Annotated in this window: 20 protein-coding genes; 7 read left to right on the forward strand and 13 right to left on the reverse strand. The window is 46.7% G+C overall.

Annotated features, from left to right (window positions below):
- Positions 1–14: 14 nt before the first annotated feature.
- The 5 genes from OJ16_RS16060 to OJ16_RS16080 form a co-directional block, all read right to left on the reverse strand.
- On the reverse strand, positions 15–533 hold the full coding sequence (locus OJ16_RS16060; protein ID WP_040992256.1) for a hypothetical protein: 519 nt from the start codon (positions 531–533) through the stop codon (positions 15–17).
- Positions 534–584: 51 nt separating this feature from the next.
- Positions 585–971 (reverse strand): MAPEG family protein, encoded by a 387-nt coding sequence (locus tag OJ16_RS16065; RefSeq protein WP_040992257.1) that lies wholly within the window; start codon positions 969–971, stop codon positions 585–587.
- A gap of 265 nt (positions 972–1,236) precedes the next feature.
- Positions 1,237–3,417: a 1,4-alpha-glucan branching protein GlgB gene (glgB, locus tag OJ16_RS16070; protein ID WP_040992258.1), complete on the reverse strand. Its 2,181-nt coding sequence runs from the start codon at positions 3,415–3,417 to the stop codon at positions 1,237–1,239.
- Positions 3,418–3,619: 202 nt separating this feature from the next.
- Positions 3,620–5,803, reverse strand: coding sequence for a 4-alpha-glucanotransferase (gene malQ, locus OJ16_RS16075; protein ID WP_040992259.1), 2,184 nt, complete (start codon positions 5,801–5,803; stop codon positions 3,620–3,622).
- 105 nt (positions 5,804–5,908) lie between these two features.
- A complete protein-coding gene (locus tag OJ16_RS16080) occupies positions 5,909–8,359 on the reverse strand; it encodes a glycogen/starch/alpha-glucan phosphorylase (protein WP_040992260.1) in 2,451 nt (816 codons plus the stop codon).
- Between the two features lie 542 nt (positions 8,360–8,901).
- Between OJ16_RS16080 and malT the strand changes: the two genes are divergently transcribed.
- From malT to OJ16_RS16095, 3 genes are all read left to right on the forward strand, one after another.
- Positions 8,902–11,625: an HTH-type transcriptional regulator MalT gene (malT, locus tag OJ16_RS16085; RefSeq protein WP_040992261.1), complete on the forward strand. Its 2,724-nt coding sequence runs from the start codon at positions 8,902–8,904 to the stop codon at positions 11,623–11,625.
- Positions 11,626–11,853: 228 nt separating this feature from the next.
- The gene (locus OJ16_RS16090) at positions 11,854–12,513 is read left to right on the forward strand and encodes an NAD(P)H-dependent oxidoreductase (RefSeq protein WP_040992262.1); all 660 of its coding nucleotides are present in this window, start codon (positions 11,854–11,856) and stop codon (positions 12,511–12,513) included.
- A 170-nt stretch (positions 12,514–12,683) separates the two neighbouring features.
- Complete coding sequence (locus OJ16_RS16095) at positions 12,684–13,559, forward strand: tetratricopeptide repeat protein (protein WP_040992263.1); 876 nt, start codon at positions 12,684–12,686, stop codon at positions 13,557–13,559.
- A gap of 75 nt (positions 13,560–13,634) precedes the next feature.
- Here OJ16_RS16095 and OJ16_RS16100 read toward each other — a convergent pair whose 3' ends face one another.
- The 4 genes from OJ16_RS16100 to OJ16_RS16115 form a co-directional block, all read right to left on the reverse strand.
- A complete protein-coding gene (locus tag OJ16_RS16100; protein ID WP_040992264.1) occupies positions 13,635–15,830 on the reverse strand; it encodes an immunoglobulin-like domain-containing protein in 2,196 nt (731 codons plus the stop codon).
- 278 nt (positions 15,831–16,108) lie between these two features.
- On the reverse strand, positions 16,109–16,876 hold the full coding sequence (locus tag OJ16_RS16105) for an alpha/beta fold hydrolase (RefSeq protein WP_040992265.1): 768 nt from the start codon (positions 16,874–16,876) through the stop codon (positions 16,109–16,111).
- A 98-nt stretch (positions 16,877–16,974) separates the two neighbouring features.
- Positions 16,975–17,382: a TrmO family methyltransferase domain-containing protein gene (locus OJ16_RS16110; RefSeq protein ID WP_040992733.1), complete on the reverse strand. Its 408-nt coding sequence runs from the start codon at positions 17,380–17,382 to the stop codon at positions 16,975–16,977.
- 23 nt (positions 17,383–17,405) lie between these two features.
- Entirely contained in the window at positions 17,406–18,290 is an 885-nt protein-coding gene (locus OJ16_RS16115) for a DMT family transporter (RefSeq protein ID WP_052810387.1), read from the reverse strand.
- 139 nt (positions 18,291–18,429) lie between these two features.
- On the opposite strand from OJ16_RS16115, the gene OJ16_RS16120 reads away from it, so the two are divergent.
- Positions 18,430–19,020, forward strand: coding sequence for a TetR/AcrR family transcriptional regulator (locus OJ16_RS16120; protein WP_040992735.1), 591 nt, complete (start codon positions 18,430–18,432; stop codon positions 19,018–19,020).
- Between the two features lie 57 nt (positions 19,021–19,077).
- Here the strand turns inward: OJ16_RS16120 and OJ16_RS16125 are convergent, their stop codons facing one another.
- Positions 19,078–20,073, reverse strand: coding sequence for an MBL fold metallo-hydrolase (locus OJ16_RS16125; protein ID WP_040992736.1), 996 nt, complete (start codon positions 20,071–20,073; stop codon positions 19,078–19,080).
- Positions 20,074–20,416: 343 nt separating this feature from the next.
- Between OJ16_RS16125 and OJ16_RS16130 the strand changes: the two genes are divergently transcribed.
- Together OJ16_RS16130 and OJ16_RS16135 are read left to right on the forward strand one after the other, a co-directional pair.
- Positions 20,417–20,713 (forward strand): PTS transporter subunit EIIB, encoded by a 297-nt coding sequence (locus OJ16_RS16130; RefSeq protein WP_040992266.1) that lies wholly within the window; start codon positions 20,417–20,419, stop codon positions 20,711–20,713.
- Between the two features lie 36 nt (positions 20,714–20,749).
- A complete protein-coding gene (locus OJ16_RS16135) occupies positions 20,750–22,159 on the forward strand; it encodes a glycoside hydrolase family 1 protein (protein WP_040992267.1) in 1,410 nt (469 codons plus the stop codon).
- Positions 22,160–22,270: 111 nt separating this feature from the next.
- Here the strand turns inward: OJ16_RS16135 and OJ16_RS16140 are convergent, their stop codons facing one another.
- A complete protein-coding gene (locus tag OJ16_RS16140; protein ID WP_040992268.1) occupies positions 22,271–23,212 on the reverse strand; it encodes a zinc-binding dehydrogenase in 942 nt (313 codons plus the stop codon).
- A gap of 263 nt (positions 23,213–23,475) precedes the next feature.
- A complete protein-coding gene (locus OJ16_RS16145; RefSeq protein ID WP_040992269.1) occupies positions 23,476–24,357 on the reverse strand; it encodes a LysR family transcriptional regulator in 882 nt (293 codons plus the stop codon).
- 190 nt (positions 24,358–24,547) lie between these two features.
- Here OJ16_RS16145 and OJ16_RS16150 point away from each other — a divergent pair, with 190 nt between their 5' ends.
- Positions 24,548–25,744 carry an MFS transporter gene (locus OJ16_RS16150; RefSeq protein ID WP_040992270.1) on the forward strand — a complete coding sequence of 399 codons (1,197 nt, stop codon included), beginning with the start codon at positions 24,548–24,550 and terminating at the stop codon, positions 25,742–25,744.
- A 54-nt stretch (positions 25,745–25,798) separates the two neighbouring features.
- Here OJ16_RS16150 and OJ16_RS16155 read toward each other — a convergent pair whose 3' ends face one another.
- Positions 25,799–26,236 (reverse strand): MarR family winged helix-turn-helix transcriptional regulator, encoded by a 438-nt coding sequence (locus OJ16_RS16155; RefSeq protein WP_040992271.1) that lies wholly within the window; start codon positions 26,234–26,236, stop codon positions 25,799–25,801.
- Between the last annotated feature and the right edge of the window lie 87 nt (positions 26,237–26,323).

Genomic DNA, 26,323 nt, shown 5'->3' on the forward strand with positions numbered 1-26,323 from the left:
GGCGGTTTCTTGTTTCATGCCTTTGAGCGCGCTAAATCGCGCGACAGTATCAACGCCAAACCAAACACCTGCAAAAATAAACTGATATTACGATACCAAGCGATACGCGCTTCAAGCCTCTGCATTTTTTCTGTTAGCGCAACATTACCCAAATAAAACTCATCAATTTGATCTCGATAATCACGTTGTGTCTCGTCAATCCTCTCCATGAACTGCATGACGTTATGTGGCTCAAGAGTCGGTAATGGCTCGCCTAGCCATGTGTAAAGTTGGCTCTTCATCGCGTGACTCACTTCAGCAACAGGCTGAGGTTGTGCGAGGTACAACAGCAACGACTCCCGCTTGCGCTCTAATGTTTCCACACGATTCCACGCCAATTGAATCGAATAGAGATTGTCTTGCTTACGCTCTGATAGACCGGCGACCTCCTGACCTCTCTTTTCCAAAACAATACTCGACATCATGATGGCCAAGATGTTGAGCACTAAACCAAGCAGGACTAAAAACCACGCTGGTGGCCACCGTAATCTCATTCTATTCCTTGTGTCTTTCACTTTATGACCGCGCTTTCATTCAATCTTGAACTACCAAAATTTATCGAATGGCAAATAAACTAAATTGAGGATGACCAACGCAAACATGGTGGCAAACGTCAGCTTCATTCCCATCACCCGGCCTTTAAAATCTTGACTCAATATCGCTCGTGCATGCACCACTCGGCCCACTAAAAAAACCACGCCGAGACCGTGAATCAATAAAACATTTGCCCCATTAAATTCCAATAGCGCCAACAGAATCACCGTCATAGGAATGCAATCGACCGCATTCCCATGCGCACTGCGCGCAACCTCTAGCGCTTCAATTTGACCATCGCCATGCGCCACCTGGTGGTGTTTACGCTGTTTAATCACTTGCACGGCAAGCCACATCATCAATAACGTTAATAACGCTGCATAAAGCGCCGTAATCATACAATTTCTCCTTTTGTATCAATCAGGATAAGCCTGTGGTGATAAACGTTAATCAGCAATAGAGATCAAAAGCTTATATACCAAAGTCACTTCAAGCTGCCGTGTTCATCGCTCTGCCACTCAGGGCCGTTTAAGGAAAGCTACGAGGGGTATTAGTCAGTGTAGGTGAGATTCAACAGCTTGTGAGATCCGTCAGAAACGAAAAAGCCCCTCACAAGGAGGGGCTAAACAATCGGGGTCTTTCAATCGTGCGTATGGCGCGTGCTTAACTGAGCTTATAAAACAGCGTCGATAGCGGTGGAACACTGATCAGAAGTGACTGAGCTTGACCTTCACTTTCTACTTTCTCCGTCGTCAAAATGGACTGCACGGCATAATCACTGCCGTCGTAGCCTTTGGCGTCCGTATTGAGCAGTAATTCATAATCCCCTGCTAGCGGCACACCAAGACGGAATTCTTCATGCGGAACAGGTGTGAAGTTAGACACCACCAGCACTCGTTCGCCTTTCTCACTGATTCGCTCGTGGGCCAAAATGCTGGCATCGGCGGCATCTTGGAGTCGCCACTCAAAACCTTTTGGATCACAATCCAGTTCAAATAATGCTGATTGTTCACGGTATAACGCATTGAGGTCGCGAGTTAAATTTTGTACGCCTTGATGGCGTTCAAACTGCAGCAAGAACCATTGCAATTGATCGTCATGATTCCACTCACCCGTTTGACCAAACTCCGCGCCCATAAAGTTGAGTTTTTTACCCGGCTGACCATACATATAGCCCATGTAGGCACGTAAGTTCGCCGTTTGTTGCCACTCATCACCGGGCATTTTGTTATGAATAGAACGCTTACCATAAACCACTTCATCATGAGATAGCGATAATACATAGTTTTCACTGTGCGCATAAATCAACGGGAACGTAATCGTGTTGTGGTGGTATTTACGATGAACCGGATCTTCTTGAATGTACGACAAGCTGTCATGCATCCATCCCATGTTCCACTTAAACCCAAAGCCTAAACCGCCCATGAACGTGGGTGCAGAAACCCCCGGGAACGCGGTCGATTCTTCGGCAATCGTCATCGCATTCGGGAAGTGTTTATACACTTCTTCATTCATCCATTTCAGCGTCGCAATGGCATCGTAGTTCTCATTGCCGCCATCAATATTCGGAATCCACTGGTCATGACTGCGCGAGTAATCAAGGTAGAGCATGGAAGCAACCGCATCGACACGAATACCGTCGATGTGGAATTGTTCAAACCAGTACAACGCATTAGACACGAGGAAACGACGGACATTTTCACGTCCCATATCGTAAATAAATGAATTCCAATCTTGGTGCCAACCGCGACGAGGATCGGGATCGTGGTACAGCGGCGTACCATCAAAATTCGCCAAGCCATGATCATCCGATGGGAAATGCGCAGGAACCCAATCCAGTACCACACCTAAGCCCGCTTGATGACAAGCATCGACAAAATACTTAAAGTCATCTGGCGAGCCAAAACGGCTGGTTGGTGCAAATAACCCAACCGGTTGATAACCCCAAGAACCATAAAACGGATGCTCAGACACTGGCATAAGTTCAACATGGGTATAACCCATATCCGTCAAATACGGCACGAGTTCTTCCGCTAATTGACGATAATTTAAAAACTCACCGTCTTTATCGCGTCGCCATGAGCCCGGATGCAATTCATAAAATGACAAGGCCTGCTTACGCTTTTCTGTCACCGGACGGTTTTGCCACTGCGTATCTTGCCATTGGTAACGAGAATGATCATAAGTGACCGAAGAGAACGAAGGATGCTGCTCAGCAAAGAAACCCCATGGGTCAGCTTTGTGAGGTAACCCTTCACCGTTTGGCCCTTTCAGCTCAAACTTATAGCGCGTACCTTCTGGTAATTCAGGAATAAAAATACCCCAGATACCATAATCTAAACGCTGCATTGGCGTGCGGCGGCCATCCCATTGGTTAAAATCTGCCACGACGCTACACGCACTGGCATGCGGCGCATACACAAGAAAACGTGTGCCACTGATGACCTCGCCATCACGCTCTAACGTGACAAACTGGGCACCCATATGGTGATACATGGCTTTTGGCGTGTGTAAATCATCGTATTCAGCATAAATGCCGTGATATTGATAAGGGTCGTCAATGACCTGTTCCGTACCATTCCAATCTACGGCAAGCTTATAATGCGTAAAGCGTAAATCGCGTGATTGAGTCAACACAAACCCTGAGTTGCCTTCACGATCCAATACGATTCTTGGCTCACCGTCTACGAGCAAAGCAACGCTGGTCGCGCCGGGCATCCAAACACGCAAAGCGCCATGCTTCGGATTAACATAAGGGCCTAAAAAGGAAAACGGTTCGGCAAACGATGCCTGTGAAAGCTGGTGATAAGCCTGTGTTATTTTATCTACGGTTTTCGTGTTCAAGTTATTCTCTCCCTAGCTTAACTTTAGGCTTAGCTGTGGCGCTAACGTACTGTGCGCCACTCAACAAGCAAAAGCCCGCTCAATGATGACATGACCATCGATGCGGGCAAATCTCTATAATGAATTCGGTATCATATTTAATATGGGCGTGCCTATAGTACCGAAAGTTGGGCCACAATGGAGTGACCCAGACAAAAGTTTTCTATCTCTGACTGGCTTTTGCTCGCGCCTCAGTCAGATTCGCCGCCACACGATTGACATTCGCTTCCGAAAACAGTCTATCAAGATCCATAGACAGCTTACGTCGCCAGTTTGGATACTCATCCACGGTGCCCGGAATATTGACCGGATTATCCATGTGTAACCAGTCTTCTAATTGCACACTCAGTAAGGCAGAAGACCCCGCCGCTACGTGATACTGCAACGCTTCCGACAAAGACTCATCCATTGGCACAAAATTGGCGTCTTGTCCTACCCCTTCCGGCAAGCGCCCATGCCAAGCAACAGAATCTAAAATGCCTTGCTTGCTCTTCAAACGATCATTGAACAAGGTTTGCAGCTGTTGCTCGTCAGGGTAAAGCCCCAACTCATGCCCCATCTTCAAGTCATCACAATGCCAAAAGCCTCGCAACGTTGGCATATCATGCGTACACAATGTCGCCATCGATTGTGATGCGTAATGCGATGGAGAGAGATAGCCGCCGTCTTGACGCGAGGTTTCAAAGAAGAAGACTTTGTAAGAATAAATGCCGGCTTCACGCAAGAGTTCAACGATCTCTTCAGGTACCGTGCCCAAATCTTCCCCAATAACACTGCAGTGGTGACGATGCGATTCAAGAGCCAAAATCGCCAGCATCTCTTCAACCGGGTAATAAACATACGCCCCTTGCGTCGCTTGCCCGCCTTTCGGAATCCACCATAAGCGCAATAAACCCAACACATGGTCAATGCGTAAAGCACCACAGTGCTTCATGTTGGCACGGAGCAATTGAATAAAGGCATCGTATCCCGTGGCTTGTAGCTTTTGCGGCGAGAGCGGCGGTAAGCCCCAATTTTGCCCAAGTGGCCCAAGAATATCAGGCGGTGCGCCGATGCTGGCATCTTGAACAAGACAGCCATTGTCTGCCCAAGTCTCAACCCCTGAGTCCGCAACGCCTACGGCAAGGTCACGGTATAAACCAACGGACATGCCTTTCTCGTCAGCAAGATCCTGTACTTCTTTGACTTGCTCTTCCGCGATCCATTGCAGGTAAAGATAGTACTGCACCTGCTCTTGATGCTCACGAATGTACTGTTGTACGGCTCGGTTACTAAAGTGTTGATACTGTTCAGGGAAAACAGGCCAGCCCCAAACGCTGTTGTCTTTCGCGTAAAAATCCGCGTGCAACGCATCAAATGCGGCTTGTTGCAACAAGCTGCCAGCACCCGATTCCACAAACGCTAAAAAGGCTTGTGCACGTTCACTATTGGTCTCCAAATGACGAGTTTTAAACTCTTGGAATAACAATGGCAAAATGGCCAATTTTAAGCTGGCGACTTCTTGATAATTTACCCAGTGAGACTCACGCGCTTGTTGCAAGCGTTGCTGGAAATCGGCACTGCCTACTTGCTGCTGGGCTTCGCTGCATAAAGAGAACTCAGGAACAGAGCTGACATCAATGTAAAGCACGTTTAGCCAACGGCGCGATGACGGGCTGTATGGGCTCGCGGCTTCTGGATTAGCCGGAAACAAAGCATGAATCGGGTTAAGGCCAACAAAATCCCCACCGCGTGATGCCACTTCGCCAACCAACTGCTTCAAATCACCAAAGTCACCGATGCCCCAGTTATGACCCGTACGCAAGGTATAAAGCTGAACGCTCGGGCCCCACATTTTTTTGCCACTTTGCATTTGTGGCTGCTGGTAACACGCTGACGGCGTGATGATAAGGGTCGACAAATACGGGCTTTTACGGCGTTTGCGTATCAAAGAAAGACGATGGTAGCCCCAAGGTAAATCTTTCGGCAGTGCAAAAACAAGAGGACCACCAGTTGAGCGTTCATCACGCACAACTTGCGATTGCAGGTAACCTTCAAAAATGTCGCCCGCTTCCGTTTCTAGGCGCCAACTAAAATCGCTATCACGGGCACTGACGCCCAAATACAGCTCAATTTCAATCGGTTGGTCTGCGCGCTTCACCATGACGGATTTCAGTACGTCTTTCTTATGTTTCTTTTCTGCCGATTTTAGCAAGTTTGCTGCGCTAGACGTATCGTAGCCCAGAGATCCTAGCAGGTGACATATCGTGTCTTCGCTGACATAAGCGTCTTCACCTGATGCGCTGATATAACGATCGGCGACTTTCGCCATCTCCGCGACGTGTTTTAATGTGTTTGAATCTATCATCACACTCTCCGAACGACACCGAGCAAAACCTATCACCTAACTCGATGCCATTTTTCAATAAGACGCCTCCTTGCCCTACACCAACACAAAGAGGCGATGAGGGGGTTAGCGTTTAACGCTTTCAAGTTTCCAGATGTTATTCACGTAATCGCGAATACTGCGGTCTGAGCTGAATTTACCCACTAATGCCGTGTTCAAAATGGCTTTCTTTGCCCAACCTGAAACGTCACGATACTGCTTATCCATGTCTTCATGCGCCTGCACGTAAGAAGCGAAATCAGCAAGCACCAAATACGGGTCACCGCCATCCAATAAGCTGTCGTAAGTTGCACGCAACTTACCCGGTTCACCCGGCGTGAACTCATCACCCAGCAGAAGATCGAGAGAAGCTTTTAATAACGGGTCAGCGTTGTAGTAATCGTATGGGTTATACGCGACGCGAGTTTGCTCAACTTCATCCACATCCAAACCAAAGATGTAGATATTGTCATCGCCAACTTCTTCACGAATTTCCACGTTCGCACCATCCATCGTACCAATCGTCAGTGCTCCATTAAGCGCCATCTTCATGTTGCCGGTACCCGAGGCTTCTTTACCCGCCGTTGAAATTTGCTCAGAAACATCCGCTGCTGGGATGATGATCTCCGCCAAACTCACGCGATAATCGGGCATAAACACCACTTTCAGCTTATTGCCAACGCGCGGGTCATTATTGACCTTCTCTGCGATCATATTGAGCGCATAGATGATTTGCTTGGCCAGGTGATAACCCGGAGCCGCCTTCGCCGCAAAGATCACCACACGGGGTGCCATATCAAAATCAGGGTCCGTAATCAGACGATGATAAAGAGACAAAATGTGCAGCATGTTGAGATGCTGACGCTTATATTCGTGGAGACGTTTAATCTGCACATCAAAAATGGCGTTCGCGTCTAACTCAATATCCATATTGGTTTTAACCCAATCGGCAAGACGCTGTTTGTTGGCTTTTTTCACTGCCATAAACTGCTGTTGGAACTCAGCATCATTGGCGTATTGAGAAATCGCCTCAAGCTGATCCAATTTGGCTGGCCATTCATCACCAATTTTATCGGTGATCAATTGGCTTAGCCCTGGGTTACAGAACTTCAACCAACGACGAGGCGTAATGCCGTTCGTCACGTTTTGCAAGCGACCTGGATAAAGCTCGTTGAACTCAGGGAACAAATCACGCTTAACGAGTTGAGAGTGCAGTGCCGCCACGCCATTAACCGCATAAGCCCCAACCACACATAAGTTGGCCATACGCACCATGCGGTGGAAGCCTTCTTGAATGATCGAGAGTTTTTGTTGCTTGGCGACATCACCTGGCCATTTCGCGCGCACCTCTTGTAAGAACAGGTGGTTGATTTGGTAGATAATTTCCATATGGCGCGGGAACAATCGTTGAATCAAGGATTCACTCCACGTTTCCAACGCTTCTGGCAATAACGTATGGTTGGTATAGGCGAACGTCTTAGTACAGATTGCCCATGCTTCTGCCCATTCCAAGTCTTTTTCATCAATCAGAATTCGCATCAATTCTGGGATCGCGATGGTTGGGTGTGTATCGTTAAGCTGAATCGTTTCATATTCAGGCAGTGATTCAAGCGAATGACCCACTTCTTCATGGCGACGTAAAATATCGCGTACCGATGCTGCACTGTGGAAGTATTGCTGCATCAAACGCAGCGTCTTGCCTTTTTCGTGGTTATCATTCGGGTACAGAACCTTGGTGATGTTACCCGCATCGATCAGCGCGTGCTGCGCTTCAAAGTAGTTGCCGTTATTGAAGCTCTCTAATGAGAACGGTGCAATAGCGCGGCATTCCCACAAACGCAGTGGATACACCGTTTCACTTTGGTAACCGACAATCGGTAAATCCCAAGGCATTGCTTTAACTGACATGCCTGGAACCCAGCGACGGCGCTCGCGGCCTTCGTCTTGGTACACTTCAACATGACCATAAAACCCAATTTGCTGGGCAAGCTCTGGACGAGCCACTTCCCATGGGTAGCCTTCTACACCACACCAAGCGTCTGGCGTCTCTTTTTGATGGCCTTTTTCAAACGATTGCTTAAACAGACCATATTCGTAATGCAAGCCATAACCCACTGTTGGGTATTCTTGCGCCGCCAATGAATCCATATAACAAGCAGCAAGGCGGCCTAGGCCACCATTACCCAATGAAGGGTCGCGTTCTTCTTCTAACAGATCCGTTAGGCTTTGGCCTAGCTCATTCATGGCATCATTGATTTGCTCATACAAGCCCATGCTAATGAGGTTATTACCCGTTAATCGACCAATCAAAAATTCTAAAGATAGATAGTTAACACTTTTGGCATTTCGAATACGCGTATCTTGCTCCGTTTCGAGCATATCGAACGTCGTGATTTCCGCCAGCGCGCGTCCCATCGCCAAATACCATGCTCGACTTGACGCTTTTTCGATCGTCGTTGCATAGGTGGCACCAAGGTGTTTTTTTACGCTGGTTTGAAAAGCGGTTTTATCAAACTGATTCTGTTGTGTCGGTTTCATGAGCGAATTCTCTCCTTGTTTCTCTCTTGATATCGTGCCCGTCGAAGACATGCTGAACATCCTCCTCCCCCACCCACGATGAAGGAGGAGGAGGGAGGGCGTAGACTCAAAAAAATCACCGTTAAAAAAGCCAACTCAATACACATCAAGCTGAAACGCCCATTTGACGGGCGCTCCAGGTGAGATCACCATTGTGTTTTCCATGCTATCGCAGAGCCACACGGGTTCGTGGTCGAAAAAGTACGCCGAAACCAATTGCACGTTATGCAACTTCGGTCACAAAATATATTCTCCGTCTCATTCATTTATTACATTTCTGGTGCAAACACAGCAAAAACTCACCGTCAAACGGTGGAATTTAGACGATCTAGATCACACTTACGGGGCGTAGACTCGCGCAAAACGTGAATCACACAAAGATCTAACGCATCACCGCTCACGCCTACATAAAACTTGAGTACCATAGAGATGTTGTTATTGATATTAACAATTCATCATGGATTGAAACGGGTGGAACAAGAGAAAGGATGAGGATAAATGAAATGTGGATTCCCTCTAAATTAACGCGCCCAGGGCGACTGCATAACGCAATATTGCGCCCCAGAGTATTGGAATTGTTGCAACAAGCGCTCTACTGCAAATTGGTGCTTTTTCGCTCGCCTGCGGGCTATGGAAAAACGACCATGGCAGCGCAATGGCTCGCCGATAAAACGCATGTGGGTTGGTACAGTATCGATGAAGACGATAATGATGGTTTTCGCTTTATCCACTATTTGTTGCAAGCGTTAAATAAAGCCACCGACAATGGTTGTCCAGCCGCGCTCAAACTTACGGATAAGCGCCAATTTTCATCCCTTCAATTTTCATCGTTACAGCCATTACTGAGTGACGTGTTTGTAGAACTGGCCGAGTTTACCGACCACGCCTATGTGGTATTGGATGACTACCACCTCATTCATGCTGACCACATTCACCAAGCGATGCGCTTTTTTATCAAACACATGCCTGACAATTTAACCTTAGTCGTCACAAGTCGTGCAGCGCCTGCGCTGGGGATTGCTAACTTACGTGTGCGCGATTTAATGATTGAGATTGACAGTGAACGTCTTGCTTTTGATGACGAAGAAACTGCGCGATTTTTTAAACAGCGTTTAAAAGATGAGGTGGATGTTAAAACCAGCGAACATTTATGCCAATACGTCGAGGGCTGGCCATCTGCCCTGCAATTAATTGCTTTGCAGGCACAGCATCAAAACAAATCTCTGCAGCAATCGGCGCTTTCCATTGCCCAATTCAACCCGAATCATATGTGGGATTACTTAGTCGAAGAGGTGTTTGACCGACTCGATGAAAATATCCAGCAGTTTGTTTTACAGTGCTCGGTGCTCGATCGCTTCAATGACACCGTTGCTGCGGAAGTCACCCAGCGAAGTGACGCGCTTAGCCAAATAGAATCTCTTGATCGCTACGGCCTTTTTATTCATCGGCTGGCCGGTGAACACAACTGGTATCGTTTCCACAACCTGTTCGCTGAGTTTCTCACTCATGAGCGCTTAGCGCGCATTCCAGAACAAGAGCAACCATTGCAAGATGCGGCGGCGCAAGCATGGCTGAATCAATCAGAGCCTTTACAAGCCTTAGTGCACGCCCAGAAATCGAAAAACCACGCATTGATTACCCGCATATTGCTGCAATATGGCTGGTACATGTTTAATCGTGGTGAATTTGAAGCCCTCGACGGTGCTATCGATAACCTGCCCAAAACACAGCTCTACCAACAACCAAAATTGTGCATGTTGCAAGCCTGGCTCGCGCAGAGTCAGCACCGTTACTACGATGTCGGCCGATTGCTCGATCAAGCAGACCTCGAGATGTCACGGCTTAATGTTACATTAAGTACGACAGATCAAGGTGAATTCAACGCATTACGCGCACAAATCGCCATTAATCAGAACCAACCTGAACAAGCATTAGAGCTGGCCGAATTAGCACTGAGCCAAATTGATAATTCGGTGTTCCACAGCCGCATTGTCGCGACGTCAGTGATTGGTGAGGTGAACCATGTATTAGGCAACCTCAGCCGAGCTTTACCCATGATGCAGCAAACCGAAAAACTCGCTCGCCAATATCAAGTTCATCACCATGCTTTATGGGCCATGCTGCAACAAAGCGAAATTTTGATCGCACAAGGTTATGGACAAGCCGCTTACGACATTCAAGAGGCCGCTTTTCAACTGATTGAAGAGCAGCAATTGCAGCAGCTTCCTCTGCATGAATTTTTATTACGCATTCGTGCCCAATTGCTCTGGAGTTGGTATCGACTTGAAGAAGCCGAATACTGTACGCAACAAGGCTTAAAGGTGCTCGATAATCACGCTGACAGTGAGCATCTTCACTGTTATTCAATGCTGGCTCGCGTCGCGGTCGCACGTGGTGAATTGGACAAAGCGGCCAAGTTTATTGAACAGATTAACCATCTGCTTAAGCAAGCAACCTACCATGTTGACTGGACAGCGAACGCTTCGTTATCGCAAATTCTATACTGGCAAGCACGCGAAGATTCTAATGCGTTAAAGCAGTGGTTAGATTGCGCCGTTCGTCCGGAGCAAGCCCGAAATCACTTCACCCAATTACAATGGCGAAACATCGCTCGGGTACAAATTCATCTTGGTCTTCTCGACGACGCCCAACAAACTCTGATCATGCTTCAACAACAAGCCGACATTTGCCAACTCGTCACAGACACCAATCGCAATATGATCGTATACGCAACGTATGCGCTCGAAAGTGGCCAAGAGGCACTGGCCAAACAGCAACTTAAGGATGCCCTAATTCTGACGAATCAGACCGGGATATTAGGGAATTACATCATTGAAGGAAGCCGGATTAGCCCTCTACTGAATAAACTCAACCACAAATCTGAAATGGGGGATTTAGAACGTCATCGTGCGCAAGAACTGCTCAAGGCCATCTCCACTACGCAGCGATGCCGCTCGGTACATTTTGACGAGGATTTTGTAAAAAAATTAGTGAATCACCCAGAGTTACCGCAACTTGTACGAACAAGCCCGCTCACCTTAAGAGAGTGGCAAGTGCTTGGATTAATTTACTCCGGTTTTAGCAACGAACAAATCGCTCAAGAGTTGGATGTCGCCGGAACAACCATCAAAACCCACATCCGCAATTTATATCAAAAGTTCAATATAACTAACCGGAAAGAAGCCATCACGACGGCAGAAAAGTTGCTGAATCTCATCGGCTATTAAGTAAAATCATTCCCTTAATGACCCGCCTATTTTTCTATACTGAAGAGAAGAATAGGCAGGTTTAGCGGTTAAGATTCTCGATGTTCATCCACTTCCCTCAACGGATTATAAAAATATTTTTGATAATGTTTTAAATCTTAGGTGGTTTTTCTTTTCAGCTTCCCCTTCTAGAATGCCCCACATCGACACGGCAACTTGCCAGCACATTCACACTAGTAGGGTACGAATATGACTCATCCAATTATCGCTGACTTAGAATCTCGCTACACAGCCAAAGCCTATGATGCAACAAAACGTATCTCTGCTGCTGATCTTGACGTTATCTACCAAGCGATTCGTTTATCTGCATCTTCAATCAATTCACAGCCTTGGAAATTTATTGTGATTGAAAGCGATGAAGCAAAACAACGCCTACACGATAGCTTTGCGAATAAGCACCAGTTTAATCAGCCGCATGCAAAAGCAGCGTCACACACTATTTTGTTTGCCTACAATCCGAACTACACCAAGGATTTGTACAAAAAAGTAGTCGATGCTGAAGTGACCTCAGGCCACTTACCTGCTGACATGTACGACAACATGTTAAACGGCGCATACGGCTTTGCTGAAGCGAACACAGATGAAAACGGCTTCAATGGCAACTGGACACGCGCACAGACTTACCTTGCACTAGGTAACACACTGCATGTTCTTGCTCGCTTAGGCATCGACTCAACCACAATGGAAGGCGTCGACCCAGAATTACTTGGTGAGCTATTTAAAGACGAACTTGATGGCCACGTTTGTGAAGTTGCGCTTTCTATGGGCTACCACCTAGATGGCGAAGACTACAACCACGGCAAACCAAAAGCACGCTTGCCGATGGACGATATTTTACAAGTATTATAAGGCTCAAATTTCACTGCCTTCAAAGCCCCGCGTATATCGTGGGGCTTTTTTTATGCATTGGTTATCAATACGAAACGACATCGCCCAATCAATCGACTTTGCTTTATGGGCTGCCAATCTGCTACTGTGAAAAAGAATACAAACATTATCATTTACAGTAAGGAAGCCAAATGCGCCAAATTACTTCGTTGTTATTGCTGATCTTATCGACAGTTGCCCTACCTGCGCACAGTGAAGAGAAATACTCAGAATCCGACCTCCTTGATCGTCCTTTGATGGAACGATATATCCTTGATGAAATAAAATCTCTGCGCCAATCTCAGCAAGACTTAGAACGTCGAATGGTGATTGAGATTACCGATCGCGAATTAGCCGTAGCCGATAAATCACTGAACTACGCGAATGTCACCGTCACTTACTTCTTTTACATCATTGCGGGCGTTGCTTCGATGATCGCCTTCATCGGTTGGCAATCCTTACGTGAATTTAAACACAACACCAAAGAAATGGCCGAAAGCCGCTTAGAATCGATCGCTCAAGATTATGAGAAAAAATTCAGTGCACTGGAGCGAGATTTAAAACGAAAAACTCGAATAATCAGCGAAAATAACAAAGAAATTGAGATTATCAACGAAGTTCACAACTTATGGCTACGCGCGCAAAGTGTGCAAACGCCAGAACAAAAAATTGCCGTTTATGATGAGATTTTACATATCCGTCCCGGTGACTTAGAAGCGCTGACCTACAAAGCCGATGCGGCCATGGATGCGAACGAATACAACTGGGCACTGAGCATTTGTAACCGTGTTCTGGACTTAGATGAAGTGAATGCGCCCGCGCTTTACCAACGAGCTTGTGCCTTTGCGCGATTAGGGATTGAAGAACAAGCGATTGATGATCTCACTCGAGCGATTGAGCTAAGCCCATCAACGAAAGATCTAATCGCCACTGAGCGTGATTTTGAATCTCTGCACGGCAATCAACGCTTTGAAGCCATGTTAGAGCAGTATACAGATGAAGCCTCTGGCGCTGAAATTACGCGATAAACATCCGTTCTAAATTGAACACAAATAAAAAAGCACCACTATTTCTAGTGGTGCTTTTTCACATTAAACGATTAATTACAGCTTAGTCCAAGCTTCTTTCCAGTATAGGCTGTCTGCTGGTGCGTAAGAGGCGCTTGCACACCATGCCGTTGTCGGCCAAGGCTTACATTCGTACACCGCATTGTCAGAACCTAGCACTTTGTCACCCGCTTGGTAGTTTGTACCCGCTTGGTATGGTGGAACATCGCTTGGTGGCGGTGTTACCGTGCCTTCTTCTTTGACCATGAACGACTGACTAAAGACCACCATCTCGCCATCAGTCGCAGAACCAACAACGTCTAATGTGTAACGACCTGCTGGTGTATCATAAAGGTCAAATGTGATTGAACGAGAATCCACCAAGTTTACTTTCGCTTGGTTCACAACCGTATTGCTGCTATCAATCGCCATCACGGTGACATCAAGCGCTTCGTTTGCTACCAATTCCAGTGATAGCGTTACAACGCCATTGACTGCAACGTATTCTTGAGCAAGACCGGTAACGCTCAGTTCAGGGTCAACATCTGGATCCGGTATTTCACCACCGCATGAGCTGTCAGACACCTTTTTCCAAACGCCCCACTCACCCGTAGTACCTGGCTCATCGCTGCGAGTCCACCAGCCTGCTTCCCATGTTGCCCCATTATGTGACACTTGGTCGCCTTCAACATACGTCGTTTCAGCATCCCACGCATTTGCACAGCTACTGCCATCGTTCACGACAACATTACGCTCAACACGCACCGTTTGGTTAGCGTTATCGGTGACGGCATAAGTCAGTGTGTAATGACCTGCGATTGCCGTATCCACCTCACCGGTTACACGGATCTGATCGGTCAACTCACCATCTTCCGCATCGGTTGCCGTCACACCAGCAAGTGAATCAAACGCACTGCCGATCAGTACTGTCGTATCTGATACGCCGCTGAATACGGGCTTCTGGCTGTAAACTTCAACACTACGTGCTTTTACGGTTTCATTGCCATCGCTATCTTGTACACGGTAAGTCAGCACATAAGTGCCAATTTGACGTGTATCGACACTGCCTTCAACAACGATAGCGTTGGTCAGATCGCTGTCTTCTTTATCCAACGCCGTCACACCCGCTAGCTCATCAAATAAACCACCGTGCAGTACACGCGTATTCTCTACGCCCTTAAAGACTGGCACACCTTCTGCTGGCGGTGGTGGTGGCGTTTGGCCGTGAACAAATGGACCGTAATCGTTAATAAACTCTTCGTTATACGCTTGACCAGCCGCGTTAGTGCCCATGTCCCAGTTTACTGACCAAGTCATCACACCACGTAGCGGTTGACCTTGCTCGCTAAGACGAGCAAATGCATTGTATAAATCTTGAGGATCTTGAACATAACCCGTCGCGGCAGCATCAATGCTTGATGGAATACCAAACACCAACTTGTCGCTTGGGATTTTGTGGAAACCACGGCTGCCATTGGCAAGCGAGTCCGAGATGTAGTAAATAAATTCTTCTTTCAGCGCATCGTTGTTTTGTGCAATCCAACCCACACCATCAATCCAAATACCATCGCCGCCTTGGTTGTAAAACTGTGGGTTAATCCAGTCGTAGTAACCTTCTAGATTCTCGATATATGGTACATATTTACCATGTTGAACTAGGTAAGGAAATTCAGGTGCCATGGTGATAAGAAAGTTCTTACCTTGCGCTTGGTAGTGATCTTTCACCATACGCAGCGCAGCAGGAATAACGGTTTGGTTATCCGCCGCCGTCACTGCCGCTTGCTCTAGATCGATGTCTAAGCCATCAAAACCGTAACGGTCAGTCACGCGAATAATTTCGTCGGCAAACGCTCGCTCATCACCCGCTTTCAATTCAACGTGTGCATCTGCGCCACCCAGTGCGATCAACACTGAACGGCCTTGTTTGTTTAACTCACCGATTTGATCGATAAACTGCTGCTCAGAAAGACCAATCGCTGGGTCTAAACGAAAAGTAGGAATACGGCCTTCAGCAACGTCGAACACTTTCATAAAGGAAACGTTAACCACGTTGTACATTGGGTTGACTTCTTCCAACGTCACGCACGGTGCATTGCCACCTTTGTAGCCTGCGCCGTCGCACCAGTTGTGCCAGTAACCAACGACAACACCCGCTTCTGGGTTAACCATTTTTGAGCTATCAGCGTATACCGAACCGGATGCAGCTGCGATACCTATCGATATTGCTAATTGAAGTGCATTGAATTTTAACATGTTCTACTTCCACAAAAATCGCTGTGGTTATCACAGCTCTGAAAACTTATTTTAGTGTTCAAATTTTGTTTTCAGATATTAAATTTGTGAAAAAACAAGGGCTTTTCGTCAAGTTGAGATCTTCTGTCACGATTTTAAAAGCCAATTCACATATTCATTGACTAAACAGCCAGTAAGTGTCGATCAGACGGTGGAAATTTTGGAACCAATCTTACAAAAAAGCCCCAACGACGTGGGGCTTTTCCTACAAAATCAACACCTCAGTGTTTGATTATTAATCAGTGATTGATTTGTAAAAAACGACGCAACACTTCACCGACCACTTCTGGATACTCTTTATGCGCTTCATGCTCGGTAAATGGCACGTTAAAAAACTCACAATCTGGCACACGGCTGATAAGCATGAGTGCTTCAGGCAGTGAAAATAAGTCGTCTCTGTCACCACGAATAATCAACGTCGAACAATTGATGTTGTCGACTTGCTCATTCGGATAACTGTTCTCTGATGTATCGAGCCACAATTCTTTAACCTCATCAAACAACAGATCAAAATCCGCTTGTGGGTTAATTTCATTGTAACGAGCCACTTGCTCCTCAAACTCTGCTTGCCAATCTTCGGCCGTCAAGTCCGGCAACATTTCGATTGTGGGATCATCTGAGTGTAAACGCCACTGAGAACCCAGTGTCGTTAAACTTAAAAGACGGTGATCATAGAGTGCAGCCAAGCGATAGCCAACAATGCCGCCATCACTAAAACCAAATAGATGAAATTTATAAACTTGCAGATGATCAAGTATCGCTTCGATATCTTGCTGATAGCGAGCGTAACTTAAAGGCAACTCTCCCAGCGTCGAGCGGCCATGACCTCGTAGATCAATTCGGATAATTTTAAATACATCCGGTATGTAACCTAATAGCCCATCAAAATCTTCACTACTCCCCAAACCGCCATGCAACATCACCAGCGGTTGACCATCAGGATTGCCCGACTCTTGGTAGTAAATTTCAGCGCCATCAATTAATAAATGCTGACCAAAACCAGACATAATCCTTCCTTATTGTGTTGTAACTCAGGTTTATTCTAACGTGAGAAAACATTTAACAACGTCCATTTCTTCACAAAAAACAAGGCAAAATTAGCCAATTACTCGCGCAAGATCGCAGGTTTGATATCGACTAATTTCGTTTGGTTCAAACAATCCAGTCCACGAACTCGCAAAGTACTCTCGCTCATGCCCTCGATCGCCAGCACTGCAACACCGATAGGATTAGGCCGATGGGGCGTGCGCAAGGCAAAGGTACCTTTGCTCATGCCTTGTCGTTTCGTCCACTCATTCATCGCGTCGTGATCTGTGGACAAACCGTCATCACGTAACCAATAAAGCAGCATAATGTCATCCCCGACATTGAGCCCTTGCAAGCCCGCGGCGTATTGCTCATCAACGTGAATCTCGCAAAGCGGCCCACCCTGTGGATCAATATTATTGGGGCACTCGCGGAGTTGTTGATACGGTGTTGTGATCGTCCCGATAAATCGTAGTGTGTTGCTCATGTTACTGCTCATGTTGTCGCTCCTTATTTGACCGATTTCATTGCTGAATAGGCATAGATAGCAATCGTGACAAAGATAATCGCACCACCCACAAGGCTCGCGGTTGGAGGAACTTCATCAAAAAACAACAGCGCCCACGCCGGGGCCAACACCGTTTCTAACATCAAAATCATGCCCACTTCTGGTGCGGTGATATACCGCGTCGCGACCTGAGAAAGCACTCGACCAAACGGCGCAGTTAAAAGCCCCATCGCCGCCATGATAAGCCACGTCTCAGCGCTGTAACTCGAGGGGGTCGTGAAAAAAGCCATTACGATCATCAAAAAAAAGCCACCAAAACCAACACTCGCCATACGGCTGACTTGTTGATATTTACGCAGCTGTACTTGGTTCAGAGACAAGCACATGACGGCAAACAACGCCAAGGCATCACCTTGCCAATGGCCACTTTGAAAAGAACCAGAAACAACAATCCCAATGCCAACCATGACGGAAATAATCGCAATCCATGTTGAGCGCTGAGTGATTTCCGCTAAAAACCACCAACTAAATAGCGCGGCTAATGCGGGTGCTGCACTGAGAATCACAAACGTATTCGCAACCGATGTGAGCTTAATGCTCAACACTAAACCGGCGGCGCTGCCCAGCATCAGTAAACCGGAGACGACAACTTGCCAACCGCTCTCGCGAATCGCCCCCACCAAACCTCGAGGGTCACGCAACTGAATGAAAATCGGCATCGAAATCGCGGTAAACAGACCAAACAAAAATGCCGTATCAACGCCGCCCACCCCGGAAAAACGGATGAAGATCGGATCTAGGCTCATTAATACGGCCCCAATCAAGGTCAAAACAAAACTCATCATTTTGTCGCTACGCATCATCCAACGTTGTATCACTACTGACATATACACCTCCGCCCTAAAATCATACTTGTGAGTATGATTTACTATTAAGCGCATTGCGTCAACAAAAATCATACCGTATAGTATGATTCTAAAATTAGTGGGTTGAATTGATTAAATTGGTAAGTGGATGGGTATCGCGATGAATAAAGTCGAACAGAATAAACAAAAGAAGAAGGACATCATTTTAGCGACGGCAAAATCCGTCTTTCTCAATGAAGGCTACGTCGCCGCCAATATGGACAATATTGCCAAGAAATCGCAAATCACTAAACAAACGATTTATCGCTACTTCCCATCAAAGTTGGCACTTTTCACCGCCACTTTGCACAGCTTAAGCGAAGATTTCGATCAGAGTTTTACTGAGCACTTACAACATCCAGACGCTGAACACGCACTACTCGGCTTTGCTAAAGCGTTTGTCGCGCTTCACCTCAGTGAACAACATATTGATACATGTCGACTGTTGATTGCAGAAGGACGCTCAGCGCCTGAAATCATTGCCACTTTTCATGAGGTTGGAGAGGATGATATGGATAGCCAACTCATCACCTTCTTTCAACAACGCTTAGGCATTGAGCAACCGCAAACCACCATAAAATTATGGACCGGTATGCTGTTGTCACTACGAATGGGGGTATTGCTGGGAATGGCATCGCCAAATGATAAAGAGGTGGAACAACATGCGATTACCGCAACGACGTTCCTTTTAAATGGATTAAAACACTCATAATAGCGACTCAAAACGCTAACTTCTGCTTACCCACAGAAGCTAGCGTCATGCTATTGATTAGAACGTCAATGCGTCGCCTTGTTCTGGGAACAAGAAATTCACACCCAGTGTATTGATTGCATCAAGTTGACGCTTGATCACCACTTGTGGATCGTCGCCCTTCTTCAAACTGTACTTGATATGGCTAACTACAACATCTAAGTCTTTCAAGCTGCCTTTGCCCACCATAGACTCAAGCACGCTAAGCTCTTTCACTAACCAATTCGGCGTTAGGTGACCAAACAGCGCTTTATCTGGCGTCTCATTGGTAAACGACACTTCAATCACCATGCCTTTAAGCTGGCCTTGCTTCACAAACGGAGTCAGCGTTGACCACACTTTGTTTAGCGCATCGCTCTTTTCTACTGCATCAGGGCCCGTATCACCAAAGTAAACAAACACATCCCCTTGTTTATCTTTTAGAAGAAACGCTGTGGATTGACCGCCAGAGTGTGACAAAGGCATGGCCATCACTTGCATGCTGGTGTCTGCCACGGGCTGCCACTCATATTGAGGCAAATCGGTGTAGGTGTATTGGCTGATCTTAAAGCCATTGCCTTCGTTACCAAAGTTCGGCCATGCCGACCAGTTGAAGTAATTATTCATGAGGCCTTCATTGGTCGATGCTAAACCGTAGATAGGCTTTTTGCTGTCATCTGGCGAACTGATGACCATACCCGCCACGTGATCAAGATGCGCGTGACTAATCATATAGCCTTTGATCTTCTCTTTCAGCAAGTAGCCTTCTTTGGTGTATGGTGACTCAGAAGGCACATCAATGTCATCAAATGCGCCTTTTTCTTCCGCCACAATCAGGCCGTTAACCACTGAACCGGCATCCAGCATCACGTAGTGACTGTCTAATTCACTTTTGAACATAAACGCCGTTAGGTTGCCATCTTGGATGCCACCTTTACTGCCGAGTGTCACCGCTTCAAATCCCGCCGCGCTAACATTGAATGCCGCACCCAGTGACAAACAGCCAATCAGTACCGCCAATTTCGTTTTAAGCATATCCATTCTTATCCTTATTCTGTGGTGCGCGCTGAAATCACAATCGACCTCATTCAAAGCAGCGCCATTTAATCGCAGCAAAACGTCTCATTATGAGAGTAAAAGAATTTTATTACAGATAGTTAACTCAATTATTCGAACTTTGAATCGATGATTTTATCGACATCATTAAGTGTGCTAATCAACCTACCGAGAGATTCCATGCCTAACCCCATACGCTCGTTAGATAAGCGATCAGAGCACCGTTGCCGAATCTAGCTCACTGTTTGACGTTTTGTCTCTGGCATCAAGCTTGCGACAGCGCATAATCTGATTTGAACAAAACAATAATGAGCTAAAAATAATGTTTGCTGCATTACGCAAAATTTTTGCTGCTTTAACCCATGTGAATCCCAATGTAGAACAAGACGTTGACACCATCGTCGGCGCATTGGGTGGACTGGTAAATATCAATGATTGTGGTGCGTGCGCGACTCGTCTGAGGCTTGAACTGAACGACCTCACATTGCTCGACGAGAAAACGCTCAAGCAACATGGAGCCATTGGTTTGGTTCGAATTGATCAGCGCCATGTGCAAATTATCTATGGCCTCAAAGCCAACACCTACGCGCAAATTATTGAGCAAAGACGTAACCAGTAGTCATTCACTTTTTCTATTTCGTATCGGGGATTTATTATGACAACCACTGTATTTCCAAGTGACTTTCTTTGGGGCGGCGCCATTGCCGCGAACCAAGTAGAAGGCGCATACCTGACCGACGGTAAAGGTCTATCAACTTCAGACATGTTGCCAAATGGCATTTTAAGCCCTCACCAAACTCGCGAAGCGCGTACCGCTGGGATCAAAGATCTCGCCATCGATTTTTACCACCGTTATCCAGAAGACATCGCGCTATTCAAAGAGATGGGGTTTACTTGCCTGCGTCTCTCAATTGCATGGACCCGTATTTACCCGAATGGCGATGAATTAGAGCCAAACCAAGCCGGCTTAGAATACTACGACAAGATTTTTGCCGAATTAGCCGCACATAACATCACACCATTCGTGACGCTGTCACATTATGAAATGCCGTATGCGCTGGTAGAGAATTACAATGGCTGGGGTAGCCGCAAGTTGATCGAATTCTTCACTCGCTATGCACGCACCGTTTTTGAGCGCTATAAAGACAGCGTAAAACTGTGGCTGACCTTCAACGAAATTAACATGTCATTGCATGCGCCTTTTACTGGGGTCGGCTTACAAGAAGACGCGTCTGAGCAAGCGATTTTCCAAGCGATTCACCACCAACTTGTGGCGAGTGCCCAAACCGTGCAACTGTGCCATGACATCATTCCAGATGCCAAAATCGGTAATATGTTGCTTGGCGCATTGGCCTACCCCCACACCTGTCACCCTGACGATGTGATTGCTGCGATGCATGAGAACAACCAATGGTTATTCTTTGGCGATGTACAAACTCGTGGGCGCTACCCGGGCTATATGCTGCGCTATTTCCGTGACAACAACATCACCATCGAAATGGAGCAAGGGGATGTCGAAGCGCTTGCCGCTGCTAGTGTCGATTTTATCTCGTTCAGCTACTACGCATCCGGTTGTGCCAGCGCACGCGAACAAGAAAAAGAAGTGGGCAATATCATTGCAGGCGTACCCAACCCTTACCTCGAAAAGAGCCAATGGGGTTGGTTAATTGATCCTAAAGGTTTGCGAATTTTGCTGAACTTCCTGCACGATCGCTACCAAAAGCCGTTATTTATTGTAGAAAACGGTTTAGGCGCTCGCGATGAGATCACTGAAAATGACGAGATCATTGATGATTATCGCATCGCTTATCTCAACGATCACCTCGTGCAAGCACACGAAGCCATGGAAGATGGCGTTGAGTTGATGGGTTACACCACGTGGGGGCCAATCGATCTTGTCGCCAACTCAACCGCAGAAATGAGCAAGCGCTACGGCTTTATTCACGTCGATCGTGACAATGAAGGTGATGGTGATCTGACTCGTCGACGTAAAAAGAGCTTCTACTGGTATCAAGAAGTCATTAAGACACAAGGCGCGTCATTGGTTGTCAATAGCCCAAAATAAGCGGCTCTCTTGATGTTTAAGCGACCTAAAAATCCCCGCATTGCGGGGATTTTGTCTAAAACAGATAGACCGAGTGATACCGCTCACTGGTAAGCGCATAATGGCGACGAACTAATCGAGCGTGACCACCGTTTTCAATTTCGTGTGTTCGCTGTTCTCAAGAGCTTCCTGCAGGTGCTCGAATCGGAAACTCACAGGCAAACTCACCTCAAGGCGACCTTCAACGATACGCTCAAGTAACGCTTCACCGTTGTGCATCAACGCTGACCAATCTTCTTTATCACCAAAATCATGCAACGCACCAAGCGCAATTTCGTGATACGAAATCGTGCGAGTGAATCCAGGGTCAATCGGAGCAGGAATGCGATCTTGGATACAAATAATGTGTCCGTTTGCTCGTAGCGACGGCACTAACGTCGCCGCATTGGCCCCGCTCACCGCATCATAAATAGCGAAGTATTTCGTCTCAATTTGAGATTGGTCGCGATAAAGATGACGAATACCCAAACTCGCCGCTTTCTCTTGGTTCAAACTAGCAGAAACGACATCCACCACATAACCTGCGGTGATTAACATTTGGGTGAGCAAATTATTCACCGCACCAAAACCAACAATAAGCACTTCTTTTTGACGGGTTTGAGGGATTTTTTCAAACGCTTGCCATGCAGTAAGCATGGGGCAAGGCAGGGCTGCTGCAAGCTCAAACGAGAGACGATCAGGCAGCATCAACACTCGCTCGGCATTCAAAACGGTCATCTCCGCGAAGCTTCCATGACATTTTAGTGCCGCGTGATACGCCACTCGACGACCGATGAAACGCGCATCAACCTTCTCCCCAACGGCGACTATCACCCCTGCGCCATCCACGCCCGGTACATGCCCACTTGGCCAGTTTAATGGATTCGCCTTGATAAATTTCCAATCCACTGGATTGATACCAATGGCTTTGTTTTGTACCAAAATTTCATCGGCAGCCAATGGTGGCGTTTCTGCTTGTCCCAGCACAACACGATGCGTCTCGGTTTGATATTGCCAAATTTGGTGCGGTTTCATCTTTATTCCCTGTGTTTTTGCTAATGCTAAAGAATAAGGCACGACTTGAACGCTCTGGGTGCCTGTATATACTTTGTTTCTCGCTTGTTTTTTGCTTTGTTTTACGCTTTGTTAGGATGCGGCAGTGCTCGTCCGAGTAGACCGCTATACCATCGCGATATTATCAAAACCATTGCTTGGCACTCATAGCAACAAAGACAAAATATATTTGTTAAATTTGCAATAGTGAGCATATTGCTGACGACCCGATCCAACGGATGTGCCTACAAATCCAACTTAGGCTGAATAAAATCAATAAAAGCTGATATCCGTTTTGCCACAGAAGAAGACTTATAATAAACCGCGTTGATTTGCTCCCGCCCTGAATGACTGATTTTTTCCCCTTCCAACAAAGCAATTAATCGGCCTTCCGCGAGGTCTTTCTTCACCATAAAACCCGATAGACACGCAATGCCATTCCCCATCAATGCTAACTGCCTCACCGTTTCACCATTACTTGAGGTCATCGTCGGCGTTAAGCGTTCAAACCCTTTAAGAGGCCAATCATTCAACGCTTTGGGGGTGGTAAATCCTATCGTGTCATGTTGGCTGAGATCGCTACTTTTACTGGGAAAGCCTCGTCTTGCGAGATAGTCAGGTGAAGCCACAATATACAATACGCTTCGACCTAAAGGTCGGGCATGCAGTGTGGAGTCGCTGAGTGTCCCGATACGAATGGCGAGATCGGTTTTCTTTTGTAGCAAATCGACAAAACCTTCATTTGACGTTAATTCCAGTTCAATGTCGGGATAGGTTTGATTAAAGAGCTGCATCAACGGCACGAGTTGATGAAACACAAACGGGCTAGCGGCATCGACACGCAATCGCCCTTTGGGCAATTCTCCGCGAGAAATAATATCTTCTTCCGCCTGCTGCAATTGCATCAAGCCTACCCGAACTGCGTCTACAAATTGTCGCCCTTCATCCGTCAATTCGATGCGCCTTGTGGTGCGATTCAATATCGTCACCCCAAGTTGGCTTTCCACCTTGCTCACCGATCGCGATACACGTGCAACCTGTATATCGAGGCTTTCCGCTGCCGCTGAGAATCCTCCCGTATCCACAACGGAAAGTAGAATTTCTAGATCATTCGATTTTGTTCTCATGTTATTCCTCCCCCATTCATTTTAGAACGCCTCCACTATTATTGCATTTATAACAAATATCATTTGTTAAATAACCCATTTTTCACAATGAAGTTCTTACGCAAAATACGCCCTATCAAATCACGACACAGCCACACATTCATACCCGTTTTACTGCTGTGTTTTGGAACCTAACAAAAGAGTAAATGATATGCCTTTAGCACTCCTCGCATTGACGCTTAGCGCCTTTGCCATCGGAACCACCGAATTTGTTATTGTTGGATTGCTTCCGACAATGGCGGCCGATTTACATGTTTCGTTGCCGTCGGCGGGCCTTTTAGTCAGCCTTTACGCGCTCGGTGTCGCCATTGGTGCGCCCGTATTAACCGCGTTAACCGGTCAATGGAATCGCAAACACGTACTGCTTGCTGTGATGGCACTTTTTGTTGCCGGTAATGTCCTTGCATGGCAAGCGCCAGGGTATAACACCCTCGTTGCCGCCCGCATTTTAACGGGGCTCGCGCACGGCGTCTTTTTCTCGATCGGCTCAACCATCGCGACGGGATTGGTTTCTAAGGAAAAAGCAGCCAGTGCGATCGCCATAATGTTTACGGGATTAACGGTGGCGCTTGTCACAGGGGTGCCGCTGGGCACTTACATCGGTCAAACTTTCGGTTGGCAATCGACGTTTCTGATTGTGGCGGTATTGGGGCTGATCGCGCTCATTGGCAGTGCTTTCCTTGTGCCGAGCAATCTAAAACAACCGGCTGCGACAAAATTAACATCGCAACTGAAAGTTCTCACGCAACCGCGCCTATTGCTGGTCTATGCGATTACAGCATTCGGTTACGGCGGCACGTTTACCGCGTTCACTTTCCTTGCGCCTATTTTGCAACAGGAAACAGGATTCAGTGCGAATGCGATCAGTGTGATTATGCTGGTGTATGGGGTATCAGTGGCGTTTGGTAATATTTGGGGCGGTAAAATGGCCGACAAAATGGGGCCAATTAAAGCGCTGACTATTATTTTTTCAGGGCTTGCGACTATTCTCGTCGTATTTAACTTTACTGCAGTGAACCCAATCACTGCCGTCGCCACCATTTTGGTTTGGGGTGCCTTTGCTTTTGGTAATGTACCGGGCCTACAAGTGTATGTCGTTAAGTTGGCCGAGAAATACACGCCTGACGCTGTTGATGTCGCTTCCGGTTTAAACATTGCCGCGTTTAATGTCGGTATTGCACTTGGTTCTTGGGGTGGCGGTATGATTGTGTCAAAAATGGGCTTGATGCATACCCCTTGGATTGGTGCCGTGGTCGTTATCATCGCACTGCTTCTGACTCGCTTGAGCGGACGCCTTGATAAACAAACAGAAAACCACAGCTCAAACGCGACGATACTCGTGAAATAACACCTCACTTATCGTATGAAGTGGTCAATGCTTGCGCATTGACCACTTCGACGTTCATTTGGTTGAGGTCATACTCAAATTTTTAGCCATCTTTTTTGCCACGTAATCAAACACGTCGAGTTCTTCGTCCGATAGACCCTCTTTGATTTTATCAAACATCACCTCATCGACCTGAGCGATCGTTGACATGATCGCCTGACCACTCTCCGTAATCAGCAAACATTGACTGCGTTTATCTTCTGGATTTGGCGCTTTAATGATTAAGTTTTTCTCAATCAAGCTATTCAGTAACCGGGTGACTTGCGCCTTATCTCTCTCTAAAAAATGGGCAATATCAACCGCCGTACATCGTGGCTTCTTAGAAATAATCTTGAGCACCCGCACATGCATTGGCGCGATATCGAGCGCTAATGTTTCGATCTGTGCTTGCGCATTACGCTTCAAGCTGTGCACTAATTTAAACAGGCTATCGAGTGATTTTTTGTCAGACATCGGACAATTCCCTCGCCAACATAGTTGACATTATCAATTAAATTATTATAGTTGATATTATCAACTTAATTGAACGCTATTTCAAGG

It is taken from the genome of Vibrio renipiscarius (assembly GCF_000827885.1).
GTDB lineage: Bacteria > Pseudomonadota > Gammaproteobacteria > Enterobacterales > Vibrionaceae > Vibrio > Vibrio renipiscarius.